The sequence below is a fragment of the Chelativorans sp. YIM 93263 genome (assembly GCF_028767125.1).
In the GTDB taxonomy this organism is placed as follows: domain Bacteria; phylum Pseudomonadota; class Alphaproteobacteria; order Rhizobiales; family Rhizobiaceae; genus Chelativorans.
The window spans coordinates 377709-401392 of record NZ_JAKCWP010000002.1; the positions used below are offsets into that span (position 1 = coordinate 377709).

Genomic DNA, 23684 nt, shown 5'->3' on the forward strand with positions numbered 1-23684 from the left:
AAGATTAGGGGTAACAATGCCAATCACGCTGCTTGACGGCATTCTAGTGGGTTTCACTCTCGTCTCGGCTATGCTCGCCATGGTGCGCGGTTTCTCGCGTGAGATATTATCCGTCGCATCCTGGATTCTCGCCGCAATCGCGGCTTATTTCCTCTATCCTGTCGTATTACCCTATGTGACGCCCTATATAGGAAATGCGATGCTCGCTCTTGGGATTGCAGCCGGCGCGGTATTCCTGGTTACGCTGATTATCGTCACAATCATTACGATGAAGATCGCTGATTTCATCGTTGATTCGCGGGTCGGTGCGTTGGACCGTACGCTGGGCTTTCTATATGGAGCCGCACGCGGCATCCTCGTCGTAGCCGTTGCATATATGTTTCTGGGCTGGTTTCTGGGATCGTCCCCTCCAGGCTGGATATCGGAAGCAAAGTCGAGGCCATTGCTGGAAAGCGTTGGGCATTGGCTTCAGGATCTGGTGAACGAGAACGCTGATTTAACCATTCTCGATCGCGTGTCTCCCAACGCCGAAGGGGCAGGCGATACAGGGGAAGCCAACTGACGGCCTCCGGCCGTCTTGAACGCGGAAAGAAAAAGAGCGGCCGTTCATGGTGGACAAAGCAGAAATGCCTCTCGCAGGCGAATCCGACGATCATTTCCACGACGAATGCGGTGTGTTCGGCATCTTCGAGCGCCAGGACGCCGCGGCCATAACGACCCTCGGACTGCACGCTCTGCAGCATCGCGGCCAGGAAGCCGCGGGTATCGTTTCCTTCGACGGCAGCCAATTTCACGTCGAGCGGCATATCGGCCTGATCGGCGACACGTTCACGAAACCGGCTATCCTCGAGCGGCTAAAAGGCGGGCGCGCGATCGGCCACACGCGCTACGGCACGACCGGTGGCTCCGGATTGCGCAATGTCCAGCCTTTCTTCGCAGAGCTTGCGGAGGGCGGACTTGCCCTCGCCCACAACGGCAACATCACCAACGCAATGACCGTGCAGCGCCGCCTGCAGAAGCAGGGCGCGATATTCTCTTCCACCTCGGACACCGAAACGGTTCTGCATCTGGTTGCCACGAGCCTGAAGCACAACACAGTCGGTCGCTTCATTGATGCCCTGGGGCAGCTTGAAGGCGCTTTTTCGCTGGTTGCACTGACGTCCAAAAAGATGATCGGCTGCCGTGATCCGCTGGGTATCCGCCCGCTGGTTCTCGGGGATTTGGACGGCACTTATATCCTGGCCTCGGAAAGTTGCGCTCTCGACATCATCGGCGCCCGCTTTGTTCGGGACCTGAAGCCCGGCGAAATGGTCGTCATCACAGAAGAGGGCGTCGAAAGCCATTTCCCCTTTGCCCAGGAGCGTCAGCGCTTTTGCATCTTCGAATACGTCTATTTCGCCCGTCCTGACTCCACCGTCGAAGGCCGTGATGTCTACGAAGTGCGCAAGCGTATCGGTGCCGAGCTTGCAAATGAAAATCCTGTCGAAGCCGACATTGTCGTACCCGTGCCCGATTCCGGTACGCCCGCCGCCATCGGCTTTGCGCAGGCCGCGGGACTTCCCTTCGAGCTGGGCATCATCCGCAATCACTACGTCGGGCGCACCTTCATTCAGCCCTCCGACTCGATCCGGCATATGGGCGTGAAGCTGAAGCATAACGCCAACCGCAAGCTGATTGAGGGAAAGCGCATCGTGCTGGTGGACGACTCCATCGTTCGCGGCACGACAAGCCAAAAGATCGTGCAGATGGTCCGCGACGCCGGCGCCACGGAGGTGCACATGCGCATCGCCTCACCGCCCACGCGCGCCTCCTGCTTTTACGGCGTTGATACGCCCTCGGCGGCAAAACTCCTTGCCTCGCGCATGTCAATCGAGGAGATGGCGGATTTTATCCGCGTGGACTCTCTTAGTTTCCTCTCCATCGACGGGCTTTACCGCGCCGTCGGAGAGGCCGCGCGCAACAATGAAATTCCGCAATTCTGCGATGCCTGTTTCACGAAGGACTACCCGACGCGATTGACTGACCAGCAGGGGACCGACAACGTCCGCCAGCTTTCGCTTCTGGCTGCAGGCGGACAATAGATAAACCCTACCTTATCCTTCGCAAGACGGTCTCCTGAGTCTTTCTCCGTGCGCTGTTTCGTAATATGACCCCCGGGAATCGCCAACGCGAAGGAAGCGCTATGCCCGACCCCATCGATCTTTCCGGCCGCACCGCCCTGATTAGCGGCGCATCGCGCGGCATCGGCTATTTTCTCGCGAGGGAACTTGCCGCCGCCGGTGCGCATGTGGTTGCCGTCGCACGCACCATAGGCGGCCTTGAAGAGCTGGATGACGAGATCAAAAGCGCAGGTGGCGAAGCAACTCTGGTCCCGCTCGATCTCACGGACATGGAAGGGATCGATCGCCTGGGCGGAGCAATCCACGAGCGCTGGGGCAAGCTGGACATTCTCGTTGCAAACGCCGGAATCCTGGGTGTGATTTCGCCCATTGGCCATGTGGAAGCACGCACCTTTGAAAAGGTGATGAACATCAACGTGACCTCAACCTGGAGGCTGATTCGCTCAGTCGACCCGCTTCTGAGAATGTCGGATGCAGGTCGTGCTATTATCATGTCCTCCGGCGCGGCCCATTCGGCCCGTGCATTCTGGGGTCCCTATGCGGCCTCAAAGGCCGCGGTTGAAGCGATCGTTCGTTCCTGGGCGGACGAAACAAGGAACATATCTCTACGTGTCAATGCCGTAAATCCGGGCGCGACCCGCACCGCCATGCGCGCGCAGGCCATGCCCGGCGAGGATCCGGAAACCCTTCCCCATCCTTCGGACGTGGCGTCCAAGATCCTTCCACTGGCGAGTCCGGCTCTCGAGCAGACTGGCGAAATTTTCGATGTTCGAAAGAACCGGTTTCTCAGCTACAGGATGCCGGAGTAGATGCGTCGAAAATTATATTGATCTCCTCTCATCTTCCACTACCCTGCACCCGAACTTGGGAGTGACGCTGGGCACTGGATGCGCCGGCATAAGGAATGGATTAGAAGTTCCCTACAATCATTTGATTGGACTCCTTTTTCCGATGTCACAGCGCAGACGATCCATGGGAGGGCACGGATGATCGCCATTATTCTGGTGGGCGCTCTCCTTGCTTTGTGGCTTGCAACGGCACTCTATAGCCGATTGCGGCTAGGCATAAACATGCATCAGGCGCTGCTTTATGTGCCCTTCAAAGCACTTTTCCGCATAGACGACCGTGCTGTCAGACAGGTCCATGCGGTCGAATTTCCCGTTATCTACGCCGTCTGGCACCAATCCCGGTTGGAACCGGCGCTGATGCTGGCGCTCCTGCCGCACGACACCCTGCATATTCTCGACAATGCATCTTCCCGAGCCTGGTGGCTTGACCCGTGGCGCGCGCTGGGACGCACAATCGCCTTCAATACGCATCATGTGTTTGTCAGCCGCCGTCTGGTTCGGCGCCTGAAGGGAAACGGCCGCCTGGCGGTCTACCTTCCGGACGATGCGTCACCTGATCCCAAGAGCTTCCGCCTTTTCCGCGCAATTGCCAGGATCGCGGCAAAGGCCGGGGCGCGCGTCGTGCCCATTCACGTAGATGGTGCACGGCACACGGCTTTTTCTCTCGCTCCGCCGGATGTCGAACGGCGTGTGCTGCCAAACTTGCGCGTCAGCACACTTGCCCCGATGACCATCACGGAAATGGTCGACCATTCCAGCCTGGAAAAGCCGATGGCGGCGAACGCCTTTTTCGCCCGCATGCTGCAGGCGCGCGGAGAACCAGCACCCATCGCGGAGAACCGCACTGCGGCGTAAGCCGATCTCTATGGAAATTTACTCTTCTTTCCCGCTTTCCTGCTTCGCCTCCTCCTGCGCGGCCCGGCGCGCATATGCGCGGACACTCACGATCAGGAACCCGAAGTAAAGGACAGCGGACGCGCTCAGCGTCACCCATGTAAAGCTTGCAAGCAGCAGCGCATAAAGGACGACCCCCAGCATTATCGGGATCACGAGTTCGCGGCGAACCCGGCTTCCCGACGCTTTGCCTGAGTAAACCGGCAGCCTGCTGATCAGAAGGAAGCCGACCGCGATCGTATAAACACAGGCTGCAAGCTCGAGAGTGGGCCCGGGCTCGATGCCTACGAAACCGAGATAAATCGGAAGCATGACCAGCGCGGCGCCCGCCGGCGCGGGGATGCCGACGAAGTAATCCCCCTGCCAGGCCGGTTTGTCTTCATCGTCCAGCATCACATTGAAACGCGCCAGCCGAAGTCCGCAGGCTATCGCGAAGAGCAGCGCCGCAATCCAGCCCAGGGCCCCTGCCCCCTCCAGAATGTAAGCGTAGAGCACCAGCGCCGGCGCAACCCCGAAATTGACAATATCGGCGAGCGAATCCATCTGGGCGCCGAACTTGGATGTCGCCTTCAGCATTCGCGCAACGCGCCCGTCCACCGCGTCCAGAAAGGCTGCAAGCAGCACCATCAGAACGGCTGTCTCTAGCCGGCCTTCAAACGCAAGCCGGATGCCCGACAGCCCTGCGCAGATTGCCAGGACAGTGATCAGATTGGGCACGATGAGGCGTAGCGGGATCTCGCGAATGCGTGGCCCGCCGTTACCGTGTGGCTCGAAGGGAGCAAACGGGCCCGCCATCAGGACACGCGCACGAGCGGCGGAGCCGCTTCACTTCCGAATTCCGCAATAATGGTTTCCCCACCGACGGAAACCTGGCCTACTGCAACACGCGGACGCGCCTCTGGCGGAAGATACACATCAACGCGCGACCCGAAACGGATGAGGCCGAAACGCTCGCCGACAGCGATCTCGCCCGGCGCTTCCGCCCAGCAGACGATCCTGCGGGCGACGAGGCCGGCAATCTGAACCACCGCGACCGGACCGTGAGCGCCTTCGATCACCAGACTGTTGCGCTCGTTCTCGGTGCTCGCCTTGTCGAGATCCGCATTGAGAAACTGACCCGGCCGATGCTCGATCAAGGAAATGCGCCCGCGCACCGGCGCGCGGTTTATGTGGCAGGAAAAGACATTCATGAAGACGGAAATACGAATCATCTCCGTCTCGGATAAGCCCAGTTCACGGGGTGGCACGGTCGGACCGACGGAAGAGACGATGCCATCGGCCGGCGCAACGACCAGCCGGTCGTCAACCGGCGTGACCCGCGGCGGATCGCGGAAAAAATAGGTGCACCAGGCCGTCAGTATCAGGCCGATCCAGAACAGCGGCCCCCATAGCAGTCCGAGGATGAGCGTAGCCACCCCGAAACCTGCAATGAATGAATACCCTTCTCGGTGGATCGGCACCAGCGTGTTTCGGATCGTGTCGGTCAGGCTCATGCGGTTGCTTAGTTGATTGCAAGTGCCGCATTCCTACCGGAAAGCGACCACGCTAGCAACGCAGATACTCAATAGGTTGGCTCGTGGCGGACAACCATCCCCATCTCATCGGTTTCGCGCGCCCGCCGAAGCCGCTCCTCCGCCTCGCTGGCCTCACGTTGACGGTTCCACATCTCCGCATAAAGCCCGCCTTTGTCGAGCAGGGCTCGATGTGTGCCTCTTTCCTCGATTTGGCCTGCCCGCAAGACGATGATCTCATCGGCAGCAATCACGGTGGAGAGCCGATGCGCGATTACCAAAGTCGTCCGCCCGCGGCTGACCAAATCGAGCGCCGCCTGGATATCCTGCTCGGTATGGGTGTCCAGCGCTGACGTAGCCTCATCGAGGATCAGGATCGGCGGCGCCTTGAGTATCGTCCGGGCGATAGCCACGCGCTGCTTTTCACCGCCGGAGAGTTTCAGGCCCCGCTCGCCGACCATGGTCTCGTAACCGTCCGGTAGGTCTTCGATGAAATCGGCGATCTGCGCCAGTTCCGCTGCGCGGCGCACCTCCTCTTGGCTCGCATCCGGGCGTCCGTATCGGATATTGTAGGCGATCGTGTCGTTGAAAAGCACCGTATCCTGCGGAACCATCCCGATGGCCGCTCGCAGGCTCTCCTGGGTGACATCGCGCAGATCCTGCCCGTCGATCAGGATAGCGCCTTGCTGAACGTCGTAGAAGCGGAAGAGCAGTCGGGAAATCGTCGATTTCCCAGCGCCGGAAGGGCCAACAACGGCGACGGTTTTCCCCGCCGGGATATCCAGGCTTATGCCCTTGAGAATGGGACGGCTGGGATCGTAGGCAAAACACACGTTTTCGAAGCGGACTTGCCCCTCACTCACCTCCAGAGGTTTGGCTCCCTGCCGATCCTGCACCTCCGCTGGAACGTCCAGCAGATCGAACATCTGCTCGATATCGGTGAGGGCCTGGCGAATTTCCCGGTAGATCGAACCGATGAAATTGAGCGGAATGGAAAGCTGCATCAGGAGCGCGTTGATGAAGACGAAGTCGCCGATCGTCTGCGTTCCCCGCATCACCTCCCAGGCAGATAGTCCCATAGCGGAAGCCATGCCGAGACCAAAGATTATCCCCTGCCCGAAATTGAGCCAGCCGAGTGATGTCCACGTCCTCGTCGCGGCCTCCTCATAGCGCACCATCGCGCCATCAAAGCGGCGCGCTTCCATGGCTTCGTTATTGAAATATTTCACTGTCTCGAAGTTGAGCAGCGAGTCGATCGCCTTTGTGTTCGCGTCCGTATCCGAGTTGTTCATTTCCCTGCGGATGGCGATACGCCAGTTGCTGGCAAGGACAGTGAACCAGATATAGGCACAAACCGTAACGGCAATGATGCTGACATAGGCCCAGCCATAGGCGATCGCGAACACGACGGCCGAAAGCGCGAATTCCAGTAGAGTGGGAAGCGTGTTCAGGATCGTGAACCGGACGATCACGTCGATGCCTTTGGTGCCACGCTCGATAATGCGCGAAAGGCCGCCTGTCCGCCGCTCCAGATGGAAGCGCAGCGAGAGCGCGTGCATATGCACGAATGTGCGATAGGCAAGCTGACGGACGGCATGCTGACCGACCCGCGCAAAAAGTGCGTCGCGGAGTTGATTGAATCCCTGCTGGGTGATGCGCATCAAGTTATAGGCGACCACCAACATCAGCGGCCCGGCCAAAGCCGCAGGGATGTAAGCCGGTGGCGCCCCCTCGCCGGAAAGAGCGTTTGTCGCCCATTTGTAGAAATACGGCACAAGGACGAGCACCACCTTCGCCAGGACGAGAAAGAAGGTCGCCATGGCCACGCGCATCTTCAGGTCCGGGCGATCGGATGGCCACATGAAGGGCCAGAGATTCAGCAATGTTCGCAATGTGGCGCCGGATTCGGCGGATACTGTCTTTTGAGCCAAGAAAAAGTCCCGTGTTAGCCTTGGGATTCTGATTCGCCTGCGACGCACATGTCGATCAGGTCGTGAAAACCGCCCGAAAGCTCGCGCAGAGCGTTCCGGTCAACCGCATAACAGGATTTCTGCCCCTGTGATGTCCGGCACACCAGGCCGGCCTCATGAAGCACCTTCAGGTGCTGGGAAACCGTGGATTGCGCGAGATCGAACTGAGCGACCACCTCTTTGCAGCAACATGCCTGAACGCCGGAAAGGTGACGCAAGATCGCAATCCGGGCCGGGTGCCCGAGCGCGGCCATGGAATGCGCGAGCCGCTCAGGCCCGCAGCCATCGCCAGCCCTACTGCAACTCCGTTCGAGCGAAATGTCGAGAGGTATCTTCATCGTCTATCGCCGATAAACGATGAAGATTAAAAAAGCAAACGACCCGGCCACCGGCAGGTAGATTTTCAACCTCTGTCATCATGACTGACAAGCCAAAAATGGTGGTTTGGAAACCGGGGCGGAACGTACATGCGGGGACTTGGGCACCGGGAGGGCAAGAAGGGCCATTGCAGCCCGTTCACGCGACTATAACCGACCTTAGCTATCCACTTCTGCAGCGGCTTCGTCAGGCGACAAAGCTTGATCCTGGATGGCGTCGAAATTCGCAGCCTCACCCTCGTCCGTCGAATCCGGGACGGAAAAGATCTGACCGGGATAAATCAGGTCGGGGTCACGAATTTGTTCCTGATTTGCGAGATAGATCGTGCTGTAGCGCACGCCCTGACCGTAAACACGGCGCGAGATGTGCCACAACGTGTCACCACGCCGGATGATCACCGAGCCATCTGTGGGCTCGAGCGGCGGCATAACCACCTCGCGGGTTTCATCCCGCGGCGTGCTCGGAGGGAAGACCGCACCGCCGCCCTCCATCGAGCTATCATCTTCCTCGGTCCGGTCCATGCTCTCACCGGGACGCGAACGCACGAGCCGTTCAGGTATCTCATCATTCCCGGGCCGCGATACGGCGCTTTCATCGTCCGCCTCGTTCCGCGCCTCATCCGAAGCCTGTTCAGCGCCGCCTTCCCCCGCCACCGCGGCAAAATGATCGCCGGCCGGACGCTCAAACGGAACGGCAGCCCGCGCGATGACTTCTGAACCGTCGCTATCAAGGACATCAGCACGCACGATATAATCACCGGCCGGAAGATCACGCTCGGCTTCGATCAGAAAAGTACCGTCTGGGGTGGCATCGGTCTGTCCAAGCAGAATATCGTTGATGTAGACACGCACACGATGTCCAGGTTTGGCTCTGCCGGCCACAAACACTTGGCGACCGTCAATCTCCACCGCTTCGATGAACGGCGAGGCATCCGCAGCCTCTGAAGCCGACGCCTCGAAACCGGCTGAGTCATTTCCGTCTCTAGCTTCCGCAACGTCCTGGCGTGCCTCGGGGGAAGCTTCGGTTTGGCTCTCAGAAGCCGCCTCCTGGTTCGCCTCTGGTGACGTTCCACTATCCTCTCGCGCCTCGATATCCGGCGACAGCTCTTCATCAGTCGGCCCGGATGCGGCCTGATCGTCTACATTGTCCGTTGTGTCCGGTAGATCCGACCTTGCAGCCAAGGAGGATGCTTCGTCTTCGCCTGCCGTTTCGGCTTCCGAGGGCACCTCGTTGTTTACTCGGTCCGCGGGACCTCCTTCGGTCTCGTCACCAGCGCCCTCATCCCCGTCCGTCTCAGCATCAGGCGGATTCATCGGGCCGGAGATCTCGGCTGCTTCTTGCTTGTCCGTGCCGTCCGGCGCTTCTGCCGGCTCTGCCTGCGGGACTGTGATCAACCGGCTCGGCACGCCAGGCTCCTGCACCAGCGCGACAACCTGACCGCTCTCGTTGCTTGGAATCGAGACGATGGCGGTTTCCACGGAGGTTACAACGCTCTCCGGGGAAGTTCCGCGAAGCACGATATTGTAGTCGCCGGGTTTCAGAGGCTCGTCGAGAACGGCCGCAAAGTCACCGGACATCCCCGTCTCGGTGGTCGCAAGAACCGAAGAACCGTTTAGGACCTGCACTTCCGCGTCCGCAGCAGCTTTCCCCGCGATGACCATCGAGCCATCGGGCTCCACTCGCAACAGATCGAAGGTCGGAACGGCAACCTCTGAGTTCTCGGCATTGCCGCCTGGCTCTGCATCACCCTCGCCTTCGCCCTCCGGTGCTGCCTCGCTTACATTCACATTGCTCGAACCGCCCGGAATCAAGCCTTGAAACTGTTGTTGTTCTTCTTCCTGCGACCGCTCTTGGTCGGCAGAGCCGGTTGCGGAGACAATCTCGTTTTGCGACGGCTGATCCGTGGCCGATTGCTCGGACGTTTCCGGCGCATCCACAGCCGCGCCCTCGGCCATTCTCAAAGTCGGATCCAAAGCGCCGGCGAAATAGGCCGCCCCGAGTCCTCCGATCAGAACTCCGGCACCCAAAAACAATACTTTCAATGAATTATTCGCCATATATAACGGCCCTTGCACCCTTTAGGACGGTCTATCGCGTTTTACCGGTATCGACAAGGTAGGCCCCCTCAACAACAGCGCCGCGGCACGCGGTAACTGTCCGAAGGCCCTAAGCCCTTGACCCATCAGAGAAGCACACTAACCAATGCTGACATGAACACAGTCGAATCAGTTTGCGTTTACTGCGGCTCGTCGAGCGGCATAAATGATTATGTGGCCGCGGGCCGCCTTCTCGGCAACCGGCTTGCGCGTGCCGGATTGCGCCTTGTCTATGGCGGCGGCACCAAAGGTATAATGGGAGCCGTCGCTGCTGGCTGTCTCGAGGAAGGCGGTGCCGTAACGGGTATCATTCCACGCTTTCTTATGAACAAGGAAGCGACGGAGACCGCCCTTGCAAAGATGGACGACCTCATCGTCACCGACAACATGCATCAGCGCAAACACATGATGTTCGAGCGTTCCGATGCATTTGTAGCGATGCCGGGCGGTATCGGCACGCTGGAGGAAATCGTTGAAATCATGACCTGGGCACAGCTCGGCCGGCATGAAAAGCCGATCGTCTTCGCCAATATCGACGGCTTCTGGGACCCCTTGCTCGCACTGCTCAAGCACATGACGGCGCAAGGCTTTGTTCACACTCAAAACCGCGTACAACCTCTTGTCGTGGATCGTGTGGAGGGCATCGTCCCGGCTCTCCTCGACACCCGTCCGCGTTCAGCCGGGGATACTGCGGTCATCGACCGCCTTTGACGCCACATAATGCGCCCTGAGCATCGGCCAAGTGTAGATAATCAGAGCGGACCAGATAAGGACGAAGGCGAAGGCCCGCACACCACTGAACGGCTCCTTGAAAATGAAGACCGCGACCAGGAAAATCATCGTCGGCGCAATGTATTGCATGATGCCGATCGTCGAATAGCGCAAAAGCTTCGCACCGAACGCGTAGAACATCAGCGGTATCGCCGTTATCGGTCCGCAGGCCAGAAGCAAGCCGATGTCGCCGGGCTCCGACATGCGGAAGTGCCCCTGCCCTGTCCACGCCAGCCAGCCGATATAGGGCAGCGCGGGCAGGCTCAAAATGAGAACTTCGAGGAAGAATCCCTGGCTCGGGCCGATGGGAAGTGTCTTGCGGAGAAAACCATAGGTCGCGAAGGCCAGCGCGAGCACCAATGAGACCCAGGGCAGACCGCCTGCATCGACCGTCAGGATAACGACGGCAATGGCGGCCAGCCCCACCGCCGAGATCTGCAGCGCGCCCAGGCGCTCACGCAGGAAAACAGCTGCAAGCGCAATGCTGACCAGCGGATTGATATAGTAGCCAAGCGCGGTTTCCACGGCGCGGTCCGCGGCGATGGCCCATACGTAAACGCCCCAGTTCAGGGAAATGACGGTTGCGGTAAGCGTAGCCATAACCAGCGTTCGCGGTGAGCTGAAGGCCCGCTTGATGTCCCCCGTGCGCCGCAGGACCAGAAGCACGATTCCGGCCAGCGGCACGGACCAGACCACCCGATGTGCGACAATCTCCGTGGCCGGTATATGCGCCACCGCTTTCATGAAGAAGGGCAACAGCCCCCAGATGAAATATGCCGAGAAAGCAAACATGAAGCCCCGCACCGATTCGTCATCGGCAGTGGCGCTGGTTGGCGAGGCAGTTTCGGTCATGAACTATTCAGCCGCGAGGCCGACCTTGTCCCGGTTTTTCACCAGCTTGTAGACGACGGAATCCATCAGCGCCTGGAACGAGGCATCGATGATGTTGTCGGACACGCCTACCGTCCACCACCGCGCACCTGAAGAGTCGCTGGACTCGATGAGCACACGCGTTATGGCCTCCGTACCGCCGTTGAGGATGCGCACCTTGTAGTCGGCAAGCATCAGATCTGAGATCTCGTCCTGATATTTGCCGAGATCCTTTCTGAGCGCGATATCCAGCGCATTCACCGGCCCGTGGCCTTCGGCAACCGAAAGCAGCAGTTCGCCGTCGACCGCGACACGCACCACCGCCTCCGAGACGGTTTTGAGGTTTCCCCGCGCATCAAAGCGGCGCTCCACCATGCAGCGGAATCCGTCAACCCTGAAGAATTCCGGCACTTTGCCGAGCGTACGGCGGGCCAATAGCTCGAAGCTCGCATCGGCGCCCTCATACGCATAGCCCTGCGCCTCGCGCTCCTTCACGATCGAGATAAGAGTGTCCAGCTTAGGATCGTTCTTGTCGACGGGAATACCCCGGCGCTTCAACTCGGAGACGAAGTTGGACTTGCCGCCCTGGTCCGAGATCATGACCCGGCGCGCGTTACCAACCGCGTCCGGTGGAACATGCTCGTAGGTCTCCGGCTCCTTCAGGATCGCCGAGGCGTGAATACCGGCCTTTGTGGCGAAAGCGGAAGCCCCCACATAGGGCGCTTGCGTATCCGGTGCCCGGTTGAGCAATTCATCGAAGGCGTGAGCAATGCGCGAAAGGTTCTTCAGTTCTTCATGTGAGATTCCAAGCTCGAAACGCTCCGCATAAGGCGCCTTCAGCATGAGCGTCGGGATGATTGTGACAAGATTGGCATTGCCGCAGCGCTCGCCAATGCCGTTCATCGTGCCCTGGATCTGGCGTACACCGGCATCGACCGCGGCAAGCGAGTTGGTGACCGCCTGCCCCGTATCGTCATGGGCGTGGATTCCCAGATGATCTCCAGGGATCCCCGCCGCGATCACCGCCGCAACGATCTCCCGCACCTCGCCCGGCTGCGTACCGCCATTGGTATCACACAACACCACCCATCGGCTGCCGGCCTCGTAAGCCGCCTTTACACAAGCCAGAGCGTAATCCGGATTGGCCTTGTACCCGTCGAAGAAGTGCTCGCAATCGACCATCGCCTCCTTGCCGGACGAGCGCGCGGCCTCGACCGAGGAGGCTATCGACTCCAGATTCTCCTCATTGGAACAGCCGAGCGCCACCCGCACGTGATAATCCCAGCTCTTCGCGACATAGCAGACCGCATCGCTCTTCGACTGGAGAATGGCGGCAAGTCCCGGATCGTTCGAAGCCGAAACGCCTGCCCGCTTGGTCATGCCGAATGCGACGAAAGAAGCGCGGCTCGTGCGCTTGGCGCTCAAGAACTCCGTATCCGTGGGATTTGCACCTGGATACCCGCCCTCGACATAATCGACCCCCAATTCATCCAGCAGGTCTGCAATGGCGATCTTGTCCGTAACCGAGAAATCAATGCCAGGCGTCTGCTGGCCATCACGTAAGGTGGTATCGAACAGATAGATGCGTTCTTTTCTTGAAGCAGACATTTAACGACTCGCGAACTGATCCGTGGCGCGGACTAGCCGGTCGAGAATACCCGGCTCGGAGAATGCGTGGCCCACGCCTTCGATGATCTGAAACTCGGCTTCCGGCCACGCCTTGTGCAATTCCCAGGCCGCGCGCAAGGGGCACGGCATGTCGTAGCGGCCATGGACGATTACGCCGGGAATGCCCTTCAGCCGGTGCGCCTCGCGCAGCAACTGTCCTTCATCCAGCCAGCCGCCGTGGACAAAGTAGTGATTCTCGATGCGCGCAAAGGCTATGGCAAATTCATCTTCGCTATGCCGATCGGACAGCGAAGGATCGGGAAGCAGCGTAATGGTCTCGCCCTCCCACAAACTCCAGGTCTTCGCCGCCTCCAATTGCACCGCCCTGTCGTCGGACGTCAGGCGCTTGTGATATGCCCCCATCAGGTCGCTGCGCTCGGCCTCGGGAATAATCGAGACGAAACGCTCCCATTTATCGGGAAACATCTCGGAAACGCCGAATTGGTAATACCAATCGAACTCCGCTTTGGTGAGCGTGTAGATGCCCCGCACAATCAATTCGGAAACGCGCTCTGGGTGGCTTTCGGCGTAGGCAAGCGCCAGGGTCGAGCCCCAGGACCCTCCGAAGACCTGCCATCTTTCAACGCCCATCATCTCTCGCAGACACTCGATGTCGTCCACGAGGTGCCACGTGGTGTTGGCCTCGAGCGAGGCGTGCGGCATGGACCTTCCGCAGCCGCGTTGGTCGAACAGCATCACATCGTATTTATCGGGATCGAACACACGCCGATGATCTGGCGAAAGGCCCCCGCCCGGCCCGCCGTGAAGAAAAACGGCAGGCTTGGCGCCGCGCGTTCCCACGCGCTCCCAGTAGATCGAATGCCCGTCCCCAACATCCAACATCCCGCTGTCGAACGGCTCAATCTCTGGATAATAGCTGCGCAATCCGCTCATTTCCCGTCCTCGGACGGCCATTTATCCGTATCGTGGTCGGGGTGCTGGTATGAAACGACGTCGTTCAGATACGGCGCCGATTGCGCATCCTCCATGGTGCTCTGCCCCGGCAGTTCATGGAGCGTGTCGACGTAAGGCAGCTTACCCTCCATGCCCCACTGGATGCGCGGTGCGAGTTCGTCCGGATGGTCGAAGGCGCCGATGGCAAGGGCAATTCCGTCGGCACTGTCGCCAGGAGCCTCAAACGTGAGTGGTGTTCCGCAATCGGCGCAGAAGCCACGCTTGACGTGGTTTGACGATTGAAAGCGCTTCGGCTCTCCACGTGTCCACTCCAGCTTCGCATCCCGTACGGAAACTAACGGGGCGTAAAAATTGCCGAACGCCTTTTGGCACATACGGCAATGGCAGATCGATGGTTCGCCTAGCGCTCCCTCCACGCGGAAGCGCACGGCGCCACACTGGCAACCGCCGGTGTAGACAGGTTCGTTGTCTAAGCTCATCTTCGCCTCCTTCCACCGCGCTCATTCTGGCGCGTGACAGACCGCCTCGATATTGTTGCCGTCCGGATCGAACACAAAGGCACCGTAGTAGTCGGGATGATATTCCGGCCGCAGACCCGGGCCACCATTGTCTCTTCCGCCGGCCGCGATCGCGGCTCGGTAGAAGGCATCGACCTCCTGCCGTGATCTTGCGGTAAATGCGATGTGCTTGCTCTCTCCCGACGAGCCCGTTTCGCTCAGCCAATAGACGGGCCGCTCGCGGCCATAACCGCCAATCTTCTTGCCGCCCGTATATTCTTCCGGAACCATCATCAGAAGACCGGCGCCAAGCGGCTCCAGCGCCTTGTCGTAAAATGCCTTCGCACGCGAGAAGTCTGCGACATCGATACCGATATGGTCGATCACTGCTTCACCTCCCATCGGGTCCTACGTTCACCGGTCTCGGAATCCTTGTAGTCCATGAGTTGGACCCCCTGCTGCGAAAGCTCGTCGCGAATGCGGTCGGCCTCGGCAAAGTTCTTCTCGCGGATGAAGGAGAGGCGCTCGGAAATCTGCGCCTCCACGGTATTCTCGTCCACCGCCGCCGCGGCAGCCTTTCCTGCGAACCATTCGTCAGGCGACTTCTCCAGAAGCCCCATGAGGGCTGCGCTCGCCTTCAAGCTCGCCCGCGCTCCCGCGCTGCCCTTAGCCGCCTGCGCGCGCAGTTCGTGCAAGGCGGTGATCGCTCCGGTCGTCCCTAGGTCATCCTTCAGTGCACCGAGTGTATCCGCGCAAATCGTGCCGTCAGGCTCCGCATCGCCCTCCCTCGAGGGGCTCAGGACGCGGTACCAGCCGTCGAGCACCGTTTCCGCTTCCTCCAGCTTGCGCACGGAAAAGTCGATCGGCTCGCGGTAATGCGTCATCAGCATCGCCAGCCGCAGCACTTCGCCAGGCCATTTGCGCCCGCCAAAGCTGTCCGTATGCAGCAGGTCGTGGATGGTCACGAAGTTGCCCTCGGATTTCGCCATCTTGCGGCCTTCCACCTGCAGAAAGCCGTTATGCATCCAGTATCTGGCCATGGCCGGCGTGCCATGGGCGCAGCGTGATTGGGCAATCTCATTCTCGTGATGTGGAAAGATCAGGTCGAGCCCGCCACCGTGGATATCGAAGGTCTCGCCGAGATAGGCCGCCGACATGGCCGAGCACTCGATGTGCCAACCCGGCCGGCCCCGGATGGTCAACGGCTCGCCGTCGAATGTGAAGGTAGCCTCCCAGCCGGGTTCTTCGACCGAGGACTCCTTCCACAGCACAAAATCGGCAGGGTTTTTCTTGTGCGCGTCAACCGCAACGCGCGCGCCGGCCTGCTGCTCATCGAGCCGGCGTTTTGAAAGTGCACCGTAATCGGCCATGGAGGCGGTATTGAAGAGAATCTCCCCTCCCGCGCCTTCCGAGCGAGCGGTCGCGTATGCGTGGCCGCGGTCGATCAGCGTCTGGATCAGGCTGACCATATCCATGCGCCCGTCGTCCCGGGGCATGACGAACTCCGTCGCCCGCGGCTCCACGGTTGGCGGCAGGCAGCCGAAGGCCTCGATATCGGCATGGAACTGGTTCGCGGTGCGCTCCGTGACCTTGCGGATGGCTTCGTTGAGCGCCAGCTTCCCTGCGCTGATCTCGTCGCCGAAGTCCCGCAGGGCACGAGCGTTGATCTTGTCGTCCACGTCTGTGATGTTGCGCACATAGGTGACGTTGTCCCCGCCATAGAGCGTGCGTAAAAGACGAAAGAGCACGTCGAAAACGATCACCGGCCGGGCGTTGCCGATATGCGCAAAATCGTAGACCGTCGGCCCGCAGACATACATCCGCACGCGTTGCGAATCGAGAGGAATGAAATCCTCCTCCTGCCGCGACAGCGTGTTGTAGATTTTCAATCCACGGAAGTCTTCAGCCATGCTTTTTTCCCGTCAGTAACGCCATATGATGTTTCGGCCTGCTGGCCAGGGCGTTTTTCGTGTCAGGGAAAGAGAAGGCGAAAACGACCGGACCAGCGAGAAGCGCTAGTCGATAATGCAAATGCCGATAATGGCGAACAGCGTTTTCATGGCCGCCCTTATCGCCTCCACATGGGCCGGCGTCAAGCAAATAGATGGGTAAAACTTCGCCCAACAAAATCCTCACAATGTGAAGAAAGTTTTAAGTTTGCTAGCACATGCTCGTGAACCAGTCGCAGCTTCGCGCATTAGGGACATGATTTTGTCCAAAATGCCCGTCATGCGCAAAGCAAGGGACAGAAAACCAGTAGTTCAGGCAAAACCATGGCCACAGATAACGCTCACCAGGAGCAAGTCGAGCAAGAGCGGCGCAAGAAATCCGCCCTTGTCGAGGAATACCGGAAGGTTGGCCCGGCCGCGATCAATGCGGCGCTTCTGTGCTCTCGGAAGAAGAAAGAGAAAGCACGGAAGCCCTCATACGAGCCGCACGACGAGATTTAGTCCCAGCCCGGCCATCACGGCGCCGATCAGCGTGTCTAACACTCGCCAGGATGCCGGTCGCGCAAAGACCGGCTGCAGGAGACGCGCTCCGTACCCGAGCGCGTAGAACCAGACGAAGGAGGCGAGAATGGCACCGGCCGCAAAGCTGGTGCGCGCCGATCCTTCATATGCGCCCGAAAGCGAGCCGACCAGCACCACCGTGTCGAGATAGACATGCGGGTTCAGGAAAGTGAAGGCGAGACAGGTGGCCACTGCCGCGCTGAGGCTCGTTTCTCCCTTGCGCGCGGCATGCAACGCATCCGGATGAAAAGCGCGGCGGAAAGCCTGGAACGCATAGGCGAACAGGAACACCGCTCCACCGATCGTCACGATGGTAATAAGAACCGGTGATCCGGAAACCAGCGTCCCTAGGCCTGCTACGCCGATGCTGATCAAAAAGGCGTCGGAGAATGCGCAGATCAAGCAAAGGATGAACACGTGCTGGCGCAGAAGACCCTGGCGCAGAATGAAAGCGTTCTGCGCCCCGATTGCCAGGATCAGTGAACCGCCAAGCAGAAAACCTGCCAGGAAAGCGGAATGAAGTGCCGTGCCCATACGCGCCGCTTGTACCGATCAGAACGCGATTTGCAACGCGGATTGTGCTCCAAGCTTCCCATGCCGGGGCGATGAGTTGAAGCTGGCTAATAACCAAACTCTTGCATTATAGCAGACTGAGCTGCTCTGGATCCGCGACGTGCTCGCTCGACGATGTCTCTTCCACCGGCTCCTGAAGATCGGGGTCGACGTTGGAAACCTTGTTGACCTTATCCGAAACCGGGCTCGCTTCGAAGAAGCCTGGTTCTGCAGGCCTGAGCAGATCGGCCACGTCACGCGGCTCTTGGCCCATGCAATCGAGCCAGCGGGAAAAATGCTCCCGTCGGATGACCACCGGCATGCGATGATGAATGGAAGCCAGATCACTGCTTGCCGCTGTCGTGACAATTGCGCCGGTGTCGATTTCGCTTCCGCCGGGTTCCGACCAGGTTTCCATCAGCCCGGCGAAGGCGATCAGCCCGCCATCGCGCGGACGGACCCAGAAAGGCTGGGCCCGTCCCCTGCCCGCACGCCGCCACTCATAAAATCCGGAGGCCGGGACAAGTGTGCGCCGGTGGCGCATGGCTGCACGGAAGCTCGCTTTCTCAGCAGCCGTCTCGCCGCGGGCGTTGATGAGAAGCGGCAGTTCTTTCGGGGCCTTCGCCCAGGCCGGGATGAAGCCCCAGCGCACAAGCACGGCGCGTCGCTCGGGCAAGTTGGAACCGTGCGGACGGGCACCACTAGAGGTGACCATCAGGATCGGCTGCGTGGGGGCGATGTTGTACCGCGGCGGAAAGTCCTCCATCTCGATCACATCCAAGAAGGTCTCGACCGCCTCCGGCGTGGAGGTGAGCGCAAAACGTCCGCACATATCGCTGCTTTCCTTGTTCCGGTGAACAAAGTAGAGATCCCCATGCAAAGGACGCAATGATGGACGAAGCCGTTATCCACGCCGTTTCTCTGGTTGTGTACGCGGACGGGCATTTTTTGCTCGTTCGCCGCGGGCGTCCCCCGGCCGAGGGACTCTTTGCCTTTCCCGGCGGCCGCGTGGAAACCGGCGAAACGGCTGAAGAGGCGGTCCTGCGGGAACTTCACGAAGAAACCGGACTTGTAGCGGACAAGATATCGTTGCTGCGCGAGATGGTACTCGACGGGGACGGCGGCCGGCGCTATCGGCTTGAGGTCTTTACCGCTTTGGAAGCCCATGGATTCCTGTGCGCCGGCGACGACGCCAACCACGCGGGCTGGTATGCGCTTGATGAAATGCGCCGCCTGCCCGTCACGGCGAGCACTCTGGCAGTGGCGGAGGAACTCACGGCAAGAGGAAATCCATGCGCCTGATACCGAGAATCCGCGCAACAGGGATAGGGCTGCTGATGTGTGCCATGCCGGCGGTCGCAGCAGACTCCTCCTATGAAGACCATCTCGTGCGGCTTGCGGAAATATTGGGCTCGATACATTTCCTGCACGGGCTCTGTCACGAATCGGAAGGCCCTTGGCGGGCCCAAATGGAGGTGCTTCTGCGGGCGGAATCGCCCTCGGAGGAACGCCGGGCAGAGATGATCGGGAGCTTTAATCATGGCTATCGCGCCTTCGCCGCCACCTACACGCGCTGCACGGAATCGGCTGAACAGGCGATCGAATATTACAAGAAGGAAGGCGAGACCCTGACGAACGACATCGTCATGCAGTTCGGCGAATAGCGCATCAACGTTTCGGTAACCACGCTAACCGTACGTCACGGCATCGCCTTTTTACTCGTGGTAATCAGGACATTGGGACAATTTGGGACCGCAGCAGATACAGCTGGCGGGCGACGGGTGAACTCAATGCATATGACTGTCGCAGAAATCGAAGCGATCATAGAAGAGGAAAAGCGCTCGACCTGCATCGAGTGCCACAATGCGGCCTGGGCCGAAGGCCTCCTGGCGGGCATCGAACCGCAAATCATCGCCGAATCCGCGCTGAGCACAGCGCTGAGCGAACTTGGCAAGGGTGACGGCGAAGAGGCCCTGCTTTCACTTCTGGACCGCATGCGCGAGCAGGTGATCGCCGGGGAATTCAATCCCGACCGCACGCGGCACTGAACTCTTGCCACGACCGCTCGCCGGGATTGAATCTTGCCCCCGGCCGCCATGGCGCCTACCTAGGCAGAGTTCGCCAAACGGGATTCGTCATGTCCACTATTCGGTTGACCGACCGCGCGCTCGTTCTCGCTTCCGGCCCGGAAGCTGAATCGCTTCTGCAAAACGTCATCACCCCGGATCTCGCGATTCTTTCTCCCGGCGAAGCTCGCCCTGGCGCGCTGTTGACCCCGCAGGGCAAGATCCTCTTCGATTTTCTGATCATGCGCACAGACGGGGACTCCTTCCGGCTCGAATGCCGGCGGGACATCGCGCAGGATCTTCTGAAACGGCTCACGCTCTACAAGCTTCGTGCCAAGGTCGACCTCTCCGTCGAGGAAACGGATGTCTTCGTTTCCTGGGACACGAGCTCCGCCGCGCAAGACGATTCCCTGGCGACGATCGACCGGCGTTTTCCCGACAGCGTGCCGGTCATGCGCCACTATGGAGAAGCCAGCGGCGAAAGTGGAGACATACAGGAGTGGCATAAGCTGCGTATCACCCATGGCGTTGCGGAGAGTGGGCTGGACTATGAACTGGGTGATGTATTCCCCCACGACGTCCTCTTCGACCAGAATGGCGGCGTCGGATTGAAAAAGGGATGTTTCGTCGGCCAGGAAGTCGTCTCGCGGATGCACCACCGCGGCACCGCGCGCCGGCGGCTGGTGATCATACGCGCGGAATCCTCCCTCCCCGCGCCCGGCACTTCCCTGGCCGCCGGTGGCCGCTCTGTGGGCACGCTGGGTTCGGTCTGCGGCAATGACGGACTGGCCATCGTTCGCATCGACCGTGCAGGCGAAGCGATCGATGCCGATACACCGGTTCTTGCCGGCGAAGTGCCGATCACGCTCCATGTTCCGGCTTTCGCCGGATTCTCGCTCGGCAGCGCCGGGGGAGACGCCGGGTAATGGGAATTGTCCGGGAGACCAAACCGCCCCGTGCATGGCAGCGCATGCTTTCCGGCAGGCGCCTCGACCTCCTGGATCCATCCCCCCTCGATATAGAGATTACCGACATCGCGCACGGCCTGGCGCGCGTTTCCCGCTGGAACGGACAAACGGACGGCGATCATGCCTTTTCGGTTGCCCAGCACTCATTGGTCGTGGAGCAAATTTTTCGCACGCTGGACCCGAACGCCTCGCCGGATTGGCTCCTTGCCACGCTTCTCCATGACGCGCCGGAGTACGTGATCGGGGACATGATCTCCCCTTTCAAGGCAACACTCGGAGAAGACTACAAGGCGGTGGAAAAACGGCTCCAGCGTGCGGTCCACCTGCGCTTTGGGCTTCCGGCGGACATTCCGGCGAAGCTGAGCAAAGAGATAAAGCGCGCCGACCGTATCTCCGCCTTTTTCGAGGCGACGCGGCTCGCCGGGTTCCATGAAGGAGAGGCTGCGCGGTTATTCGGCCGTTCGCGCAACTTCTCGCCCGATGGTCTTGATCTTACGCCCCGCCCGGCCAGACGTGCGCAAAGAGCCTTTCTTGCCCGGTTTTATTTGATCGAAAAACTTCGCGCCAAGAGCTAACTCACAGTTACGTTTCACCGTCGTGCCAGGCCGCGTGAGGGAAGCCGCGTTGGCGCTGTTGAGCTGCTTTCTCGGGAAACTTTTTGTTTGTTTCTCTGCCCTAAGGTGATTCTGCGTATCCACGTTGATAGATGCGCATCTCCACTTTCAGGACGGGGCACCATGGAGAACGATGTAAGAGACGTGATGACCACGACGGAAGCGATGCTCCACGAGATCGGTGAGTTCGCGGTCAACTACTCCTTCGCCGTTCTTGGGGCGGTTATTCTTATTATCGCCGGCTTCATCGTGGCGGGCATTCTGCAACGCTGGACTTCCCGGGCGCTGAGCTACCATCCCGCCTTCGATGAAACGCTTCAGCGTTTCCTGTCCAAGGCCGTGCGCTACATTGTGCTGATCCTTATGGGCGTAACCGTCCTGGCCGAATTCGGCGTGCAAACGGCCAGCATCATTGCTGCCATTGGTGCCGCCGGCCTGGCGATCGGCCTTGCCTTGCAAGGAACTTTGCAGAATATCGCCGCCGGCATCATGCTGCTGGTCCTCAGGCCTTTCCGCGTCGGTGAATACATTACCGCCGGTAGCATCAGCGGCACGATTCAGGAAATCGGCCTATTCGCGACGGAGATGAAGGCCGTCGACGGGGTCTTCATCATGGCTCCCAACAGCGAGCTTTGGAACACCGCCGTCACCAATTATTCGCGTAACAGCATTCGCCGCGAAGACTTGGCAATCGGCATCGGTTACAACGACGACATCGAACTCGCGCTCGGTGAGCTTATAACCCTGGCTAAAGGTGACGACCGCGTCTTGAGCAGCCCGGAGCCGGCGGCTTTCGTCTCCGATCTCGGAGACAGCGCCGTCGTCGTGACGCTACGCTACTGGACGGCAACAATCGACTGGTGGCAGACGCAACTCGACTTGCGCAAAGCCGCAAAAGCGACTTTCGACGCGAAGGGTATCTCCATCCCCTTCCCGCAGCGAGACGTTCACTACATTCCCGATAGCTCGGCGCAAAGTAAGCCGGCGAAAAAAGCAACGACGCCCCGAAAAACGGCGGCCCCTCGCTAAGGCCCGTATTGGCGGATCTTCTTTGCAGCAGGCGGGCGCGGGAATTCCCGCAACCTACCATTCATCAATTTTATTGAACGAAACACCTGTTCAATTCACTTGAAGCGACCAGCCTCGGCATTACGCTGTCTTCTCCATTCTGGAGATTCTGTGCAATGTCTAATGCTGCGCCCGCGCGCTCCCCTGCGTCCGCATTTCCCTGGATGATCGTCATTTGCGGTTGTCTCATCGCGGCTCTTACATTCGGACCGCGTTCGGCCATGGGTTTCTTCCAGCTTCCGATGCTTGCGGAGAAAGGCTGGGATCGCACGACCTTCGCCCTCGCCATGGCGATCCAGAACCTGCTTTGGGGAATTGGCCAGCCATTCTTCGGCGCAATCGCGGACAGGTTCGGCACATGGCGTGTACTGGCGCTTTCCGGCCTGCTTTACGCGGCCGGTCTCGTCCTGATGGCGGCCGCTCCCAATGAGGTCATGCTGCATATCAGTGGCGGCGTGCTCGTCGGTCTCGGCGTGGCGGCTGGCTCCTTCGGCATCGTGTTGGCGGCGTTCGCCCGCAATGTGCCGGAAGAAACCCGCAGCCTCGTGTTCGGCATTGGCACGGCTGCCGGTTCGGCGGGCATGTTTATCTTCGCGCCGATAAGCCAGGGTATGATCGATGCCTTCGGCTGGTCGGACACGCTCGCTTATTTGGGACTGGCGATGTTAATTGTCCCGGTGCTTGCCATTCCGCTTGCCGGCAATGCGGCCACCAGCCGCGTTCGGCAGATCCAGTTCGAGCAAACATTCGGTGCGGCACTTCGCGAAGCCTTCGCCCATCGCAGCTTCATTCTTCTGGTCTCCGGCTTCTTCGTCTGTGGCTTTCAGGTGGCCTTCATCACGGCTCATTTCCCCGCCTATCTCGGCGATCTCGGGATTGATGCCCGTTACGCGGTGATAGCGCTGGCGCTGATCGGCTTTTTCAACATCATTGGCTCGCTGGGCTCGGGCTTTATCGGTCAGCGCTACTCCAAGCCTGCTTTTCTGGCGTTTATCTATCTCGCGCGGTCAGTCGCGGTAACGGCATTTCTCCTGTTGCCGCAAACGCCTACCAGCGTGGTGGTCTTCGCCGTCGTCATGGGACTTTTGTGGCTTTCGACCGTGCCGCCTACAAATGCGCTGGTCGCCATCATGTTCGGAACCCGGTATCTCGGCATGCTTGGCGGTATCGTTTTCTTCTCACACCAGGTCGGCTCTTTCCTGGGTGTCTGGCTGGGCGGATATCTTTACGACCTGTTCGGCACTTACGACGTTGTCTGGTGGCTTGGGGTCGTACTCGGCCTCTTTGCAGCCGTCGTACATTGGCCCATAAAGGAGATGCCGGTCGAACGGCCCGCTGTGGCAGCCGCCGAGTAATGGATTGCGAGTT

General features: G+C 59.8%; 26 protein-coding genes. 13 read left to right on the top strand and 13 right to left on the bottom strand.

The annotated features are described in order from the left end of the window. The first annotated feature begins 16 nt into the window (after window positions 1-16). The 4 genes from LY631_RS05990 to LY631_RS06005 all read left to right on the top strand — a co-directional run bounded on the left by LY631_RS05990 (window position 17) and on the right by LY631_RS06005 (window position 3823). Entirely contained in the window at window positions 17-562 is a 546-nt protein-coding gene (locus LY631_RS05990) for a CvpA family protein (RefSeq protein WP_274424210.1), read from the top strand. 46 nt (window positions 563-608) lie between these two features. Next, window positions 609-2081, top strand: a complete 1473-nt coding sequence (gene purF / locus LY631_RS05995) for an amidophosphoribosyltransferase (RefSeq protein WP_274424211.1) — start codon at window positions 609-611, stop codon at window positions 2079-2081. Between the two features lie 101 nt (window positions 2082-2182). Further along, a complete protein-coding gene (locus LY631_RS06000; protein ID WP_274424212.1) occupies window positions 2183-2929 on the top strand; it encodes an SDR family NAD(P)-dependent oxidoreductase in 747 nt (248 codons plus the stop codon). Window positions 2930-3106: 177 nt separating this feature from the next. After that, window positions 3107-3823: a 2-acyl-glycerophospho-ethanolamine acyltransferase gene (locus tag LY631_RS06005; protein WP_274424213.1), complete on the top strand. Its 717-nt coding sequence runs from the start codon at window positions 3107-3109 to the stop codon at window positions 3821-3823. Window positions 3824-3841: 18 nt separating this feature from the next. On the opposite strand, the gene pssA is transcribed toward LY631_RS06005, so the two are convergent. From pssA to LY631_RS06030, 5 genes are all read right to left on the bottom strand, one after another. Further along, window positions 3842-4657, bottom strand: a complete 816-nt coding sequence (pssA, locus tag LY631_RS06010; RefSeq protein WP_274424214.1) for a CDP-diacylglycerol--serine O-phosphatidyltransferase — start codon at window positions 4655-4657, stop codon at window positions 3842-3844. Then, entirely contained in the window at window positions 4657-5355 is a 699-nt protein-coding gene (locus tag LY631_RS06015) for a phosphatidylserine decarboxylase (RefSeq protein ID WP_274424215.1), read from the bottom strand. Before LY631_RS06015 ends, pssA begins: the two co-directional genes overlap by 1 nt. A 68-nt stretch (window positions 5356-5423) precedes the next feature. Further along, entirely contained in the window at window positions 5424-7304 is a 1881-nt protein-coding gene (locus LY631_RS06020) for an ABCB family ABC transporter ATP-binding protein/permease (protein ID WP_274424216.1), read from the bottom strand. 14 nt (window positions 7305-7318) lie between these two features. Then, the gene (locus tag LY631_RS06025) at window positions 7319-7681 is read right to left on the bottom strand and encodes an ArsR/SmtB family transcription factor (RefSeq protein WP_445082842.1); all 363 of its coding nucleotides are present in this window, start codon (window positions 7679-7681) and stop codon (window positions 7319-7321) included. 198 nt (window positions 7682-7879) lie between these two features. Next, complete coding sequence (locus LY631_RS06030; protein ID WP_274424217.1) at window positions 7880-9763, bottom strand: LysM peptidoglycan-binding domain-containing protein; 1884 nt, start codon at window positions 9761-9763, stop codon at window positions 7880-7882. Between the two features lie 168 nt (window positions 9764-9931). Between LY631_RS06030 and LY631_RS06035 the strand changes: the two genes are divergently transcribed. Next, window positions 9932-10528 (top strand): LOG family protein, encoded by a 597-nt coding sequence (locus LY631_RS06035; protein WP_274424218.1) that lies wholly within the window; start codon window positions 9932-9934, stop codon window positions 10526-10528. Here LY631_RS06035 and rarD read toward each other — a convergent pair. From rarD to cysS, 6 genes are read right to left on the bottom strand one after another with little or no spacing between them, the layout of a single operon-like run. Next, window positions 10493-11440, bottom strand: coding sequence for an EamA family transporter RarD (gene rarD / locus LY631_RS06040; RefSeq protein ID WP_274424219.1), 948 nt, complete (start codon window positions 11438-11440; stop codon window positions 10493-10495). The genes LY631_RS06035 and rarD overlap by 36 nt on opposite strands. A gap of 3 nt (window positions 11441-11443) precedes the next feature. After that, on the bottom strand, window positions 11444-13066 hold the full coding sequence (gene cimA, locus LY631_RS06045) for a citramalate synthase (protein ID WP_274424220.1): 1623 nt from the start codon (window positions 13064-13066) through the stop codon (window positions 11444-11446). Next, window positions 13067-14020, bottom strand: coding sequence for a prolyl aminopeptidase (pip, locus tag LY631_RS06050; protein WP_274424221.1), 954 nt, complete (start codon window positions 14018-14020; stop codon window positions 13067-13069). After that, window positions 14017-14520, bottom strand: a complete 504-nt coding sequence (locus LY631_RS06055) for a GFA family protein (RefSeq protein WP_274424222.1) — start codon at window positions 14518-14520, stop codon at window positions 14017-14019. The genes pip and LY631_RS06055 overlap by 4 nt, the downstream gene beginning before the upstream one ends. Before the next feature lie 21 nt (window positions 14521-14541). Beyond that, entirely contained in the window at window positions 14542-14925 is a 384-nt protein-coding gene (locus LY631_RS06060) for a VOC family protein (RefSeq protein ID WP_274424223.1), read from the bottom strand. Beyond that, a complete protein-coding gene (gene cysS / locus LY631_RS06065) occupies window positions 14922-16448 on the bottom strand; it encodes a cysteine--tRNA ligase (protein WP_274424224.1) in 1527 nt (508 codons plus the stop codon). The genes LY631_RS06060 and cysS overlap by 4 nt, the downstream gene beginning before the upstream one ends. Before the next feature lie 363 nt (window positions 16449-16811). Here cysS and LY631_RS06070 point away from each other — a divergent pair, with 363 nt between their 5' ends. Next, the gene (locus LY631_RS06070) at window positions 16812-16988 is read left to right on the top strand and encodes a transcriptional regulator (RefSeq protein WP_274424226.1); all 177 of its coding nucleotides are present in this window, start codon (window positions 16812-16814) and stop codon (window positions 16986-16988) included. Here LY631_RS06070 and LY631_RS06075 read toward each other — a convergent pair. Next, the gene (locus LY631_RS06075) at window positions 16962-17582 is read right to left on the bottom strand and encodes a LysE/ArgO family amino acid transporter (protein WP_274424227.1); all 621 of its coding nucleotides are present in this window, start codon (window positions 17580-17582) and stop codon (window positions 16962-16964) included. The genes LY631_RS06070 and LY631_RS06075 overlap by 27 nt on opposite strands. A 106-nt stretch (window positions 17583-17688) precedes the next feature. Continuing rightward, on the bottom strand, window positions 17689-18432 hold the full coding sequence (locus LY631_RS06080; protein WP_274424228.1) for an SOS response-associated peptidase: 744 nt from the start codon (window positions 18430-18432) through the stop codon (window positions 17689-17691). 59 nt (window positions 18433-18491) lie between these two features. On the opposite strand from LY631_RS06080, the gene LY631_RS06085 reads away from it, so the two are divergent. The 7 genes from LY631_RS06085 (at window position 18492) to LY631_RS06115 (ending at window position 23671) form a co-directional block, all read left to right on the top strand. Further along, window positions 18492-18902: an NUDIX hydrolase gene (locus LY631_RS06085; RefSeq protein ID WP_274424229.1), complete on the top strand. Its 411-nt coding sequence runs from the start codon at window positions 18492-18494 to the stop codon at window positions 18900-18902. Beyond that, window positions 18893-19264 carry a TIGR02301 family protein gene (locus LY631_RS06090; protein ID WP_274424230.1) on the top strand — a complete coding sequence of 124 codons (372 nt, stop codon included), beginning with the start codon at window positions 18893-18895 and terminating at the stop codon, window positions 19262-19264. Before LY631_RS06085 ends, LY631_RS06090 begins: the two co-directional genes overlap by 10 nt. A 126-nt stretch (window positions 19265-19390) precedes the next feature. Continuing rightward, window positions 19391-19648: a hypothetical protein gene (locus LY631_RS06095; RefSeq protein WP_274424231.1), complete on the top strand. Its 258-nt coding sequence runs from the start codon at window positions 19391-19393 to the stop codon at window positions 19646-19648. Between the two features lie 89 nt (window positions 19649-19737). Beyond that, window positions 19738-20592: a CAF17-like 4Fe-4S cluster assembly/insertion protein YgfZ gene (ygfZ, locus tag LY631_RS06100; RefSeq protein ID WP_274424232.1), complete on the top strand. Its 855-nt coding sequence runs from the start codon at window positions 19738-19740 to the stop codon at window positions 20590-20592. After that, window positions 20592-21209: an HD family hydrolase gene (locus LY631_RS06105; protein ID WP_274424233.1), complete on the top strand. Its 618-nt coding sequence runs from the start codon at window positions 20592-20594 to the stop codon at window positions 21207-21209. Before ygfZ ends, LY631_RS06105 begins: the two co-directional genes overlap by 1 nt. Before the next feature lie 162 nt (window positions 21210-21371). Further along, entirely contained in the window at window positions 21372-22277 is a 906-nt protein-coding gene (locus LY631_RS06110; RefSeq protein ID WP_445082843.1) for a mechanosensitive ion channel family protein, read from the top strand. Window positions 22278-22432: 155 nt separating this feature from the next. Beyond that, window positions 22433-23671 (top strand): MFS transporter, encoded by a 1239-nt coding sequence (locus LY631_RS06115; RefSeq protein WP_274424234.1) that lies wholly within the window; start codon window positions 22433-22435, stop codon window positions 23669-23671. Window positions 23672-23684: the final 13 nt, after the last annotated feature.